This window comes from Streptomyces sp. FH025 (genome assembly GCF_017427025.1).
Taxonomy (GTDB): domain Bacteria; phylum Actinomycetota; class Actinomycetes; order Streptomycetales; family Streptomycetaceae; genus Kitasatospora.
On record NZ_JAFLNG010000919.1, the window covers coordinates 1 to 2,502 of the forward strand.

The window sequence follows — 2,502 nt, forward strand, 5'->3', positions numbered from 1 at the left end:
GGCGGCCACGGGCCGTGGGCCGCGACCTGGGCGCGCAGCTGGCGCAGGGCGCGGGGGGAGGCGATGCCGACCGCGCCGGTGATGCGGCCCTCGCGGGCGCAGGCGGCGGCGAAGCGGTGTTCGGCGAGGTGGCCGTCGACGACGTCGAAGTGCTCGGCGTCGCCGGGGCGGCCGTAGGCCTGGATCCGCAGCCCGTACTGGTCGGTCCACAGGTACGGGACGGGGGTGTAGGCCTGGCGGGCGCCGCCCTCGCCGGCCAGCAGGTTGCGGGCGGCGTGCAGGGCCTGTTCGGTGGCGTTGGTGCGCTGTTCGAGGCGCCGGTGGCGGCCGGTGGCGGGGTCGGGCCAGGAGGCGGCGTCGCCGGCGGCCCAGACGCCGGGGCCGGCGGCGCAGTAGGCGTCGCAGACCAGGCCGTCGTCCAGGTTCAGGCCGCTGTCGGCCAGCCATTCGGTGGCCGGCTGGGAGCCGATGGCCATCAGGACGGCGTCGGCCTCCAGGTCGTCTCCGTCGGCGAGCCGTACGCCGGCGGCGCGGCCGGCGCGCCGCAGGACGGCGGTGGCGGTGCCGCGGTGGATGCGTACGCCGTGCTCGCGGTGCAGGCCGGTCAGCAGTTGGGCGGTCTCGGTGCCCAGGACGGCGGCCAGCGGGGTGGCGCTGGTGACCAGCCAGGTCACCTCGGCGCCGAGTTCGACGGCGGTGGCGGCCGCCTCGGCGCCGAGCAGCCCGCCGCCGACCACCAGCAGCCGCAGCCCCGCGCGCAGTTCCTCGCGCAGGGCGAGGGCGTCGGCGAGGGTGCGCAGCACGTGGGCGCCGGGCAGCGGGGCCTGGGCGCCGGGCAGGCGGCGGGGGCGGACCCCGGTGGCCACGACGACGGCGTCGCAGCGCACCCGGTGTCCGTCGGACAGGTGCAGGGCCCGCTCCCGACGGTCGAGGCGTTCGGCCCGCACGCCCAGGCGCAGGTCGAGCCGGAGCTCGTCCAGGGTGGCCGGGTCGCGCAGGGCGAGGCGTTCGGGCTGCCACTGGCCGGAGAGCAGGTGCTTGGACAGCGGGGGCCGGTCGTAGGGCGGGGTGTCCTCGGCCCCGATGAGGGTGAGGTGGCCGTCGTAGCCGGCGCGGCGCAGGGCCTCGGCGGTGTGGAGTCCGGCGGCGCCGGCTCCGACGACGGCCACCTCGCGCAGTGCGGTCACGCGTTTTCCAGGCGGATCGCTGCGGCCGGGCAGACCGCGGCGGCGTCCTGGACGGCCTGGTGGAGGTCGGCCGGCGGGCGGGCGTCGAGCAGGACGACGACGCCGTCCTCGTCGCGCTGGTCGAACACGTCGGGGGCGGCGAGGACGCAGCTTCCGGCGCCGCAGCACTTCTCCTGGTCGATGTGGACGAGCATGGTCTTCCCTTCGTGGCGTGGCGAACTGCTGTGGTGCATCGGGTTGTTGGCGTGGGTGAGGCTAGTTCGGTCAGGCGGTGGTGTCACCAGGCGACGGGCAGCTCGTGGACGCCGTAGATCAGCATCTCGCCACGGAAGCGAACTTCCTCGAACGGGACGTCCAGGCGCAGTTCGGGCAGGCGGCCCAGGATGGTGTTGAGGGCGACCTGGAGTTCGAGGCGGGCCAGGGGCTGGCCCAGGCACTGGTGGATGCCGAAGCCGAAGGCGAGGTGGCGGCGGGCGTCGCGGGTCAGGTCGAGGTCGTCGCCGCCGGGGAACTCCTCCCCGTCCCGGTTGGCGGTGTTGATCATGCAGATGACGCCTTCGCCGGCCCGGATGCGCACTGCGCCGAGGTCGACGTCCTCGGTGGCGACGCGGGTGACGCCGCCGTGGACGATGGTCAGGTAGCGCAGCAGTTCCTCGACGGCGCCGGCCACCGACTCGGGGTGTGCGCGCAGGTGGGCGAGCTGGGCGGGGTTGCGCAGCAGGGCGAGGACGGACAGGGCGGTCATGTTCGCCGTGGTCTCGTGTCCGGCGATCAGCAGCAGGACGCCCATCATGGCGACCTCCTCGGTGCTCAGCTCGCCGCGGGCGAGTAGGCGGCTGAGGATGCCGTCGTCGGGGTCGGTGCGCTTGGACTCGGTGAGCTCGGTCAGGTAGTCGCGCAGCTTGTCCCGGGCGCCGGCGACGTCCTCGGCGCTGGAGTCGCGGCGCAGCATGACGTGGCTGCACTCCTGGAAGAAGTCGTGGTCCCGGTAGGGGACGCCGAGGAGCAGGCAGATGACCAGGGAGGGCAGGGGCAGGGCGAATTCGGCGACGAGGTCGGCGCCGGAGCGGCCTTCGGTCATGCGGTCCAGCAGTTCGTCGGCGATGCGCTGGACCTCGGGTCGCATCGCCTCGACCTTCTTGATCATGAATTCGCCGGTGAGCATCCGGCGGTAGCGGGCGTGTTCGGGGTCGTCCATCCGGATGAAGCTGGGGCGGCGGTCGGAGCTCAGCTGCTGGGCGCCCTCGCTGATGAAGGGGAAGCCGGGGCGGGTGGCGTCGGAGCTGAAGCGGGCGTCGGACAGGACGGCCTTGAT

At 74.3% G+C, this 2,502-nt stretch carries 3 protein-coding genes; all 3 read right to left on the reverse strand.

Annotation, left to right across the window (positions count from 1 at the left end; translation table 11 throughout):
• Positions 1–1,187: FAD-dependent oxidoreductase (locus tag J0670_RS35655; RefSeq protein ID WP_307806842.1), on the reverse strand; the 1,187-nt coding region annotated here is incomplete at its 3' end.
• Entirely contained in the window at positions 1,184–1,381 is a 198-nt protein-coding gene (locus J0670_RS35660) for a ferredoxin (protein WP_207816757.1), read from the reverse strand. The genes J0670_RS35660 and J0670_RS35655, both read right to left, overlap by 4 nt.
• Before the next feature lie 83 nt (positions 1,382–1,464).
• A partial coding sequence (locus tag J0670_RS35665) for a cytochrome P450 (RefSeq protein WP_207816759.1) occupies positions 1,465–2,502 on the reverse strand: 1,038 nt, incomplete at its 5' end.

Excerpts from the sequence above, each read along its gene's own strand:
- J0670_RS35660 (WP_207816757.1), bottom strand. The coding sequence starts at position 1,381 with ATGCTCGTCCACATCGACCAGGAGAAGTGCTGCGGCGCCGGAAGCTGC.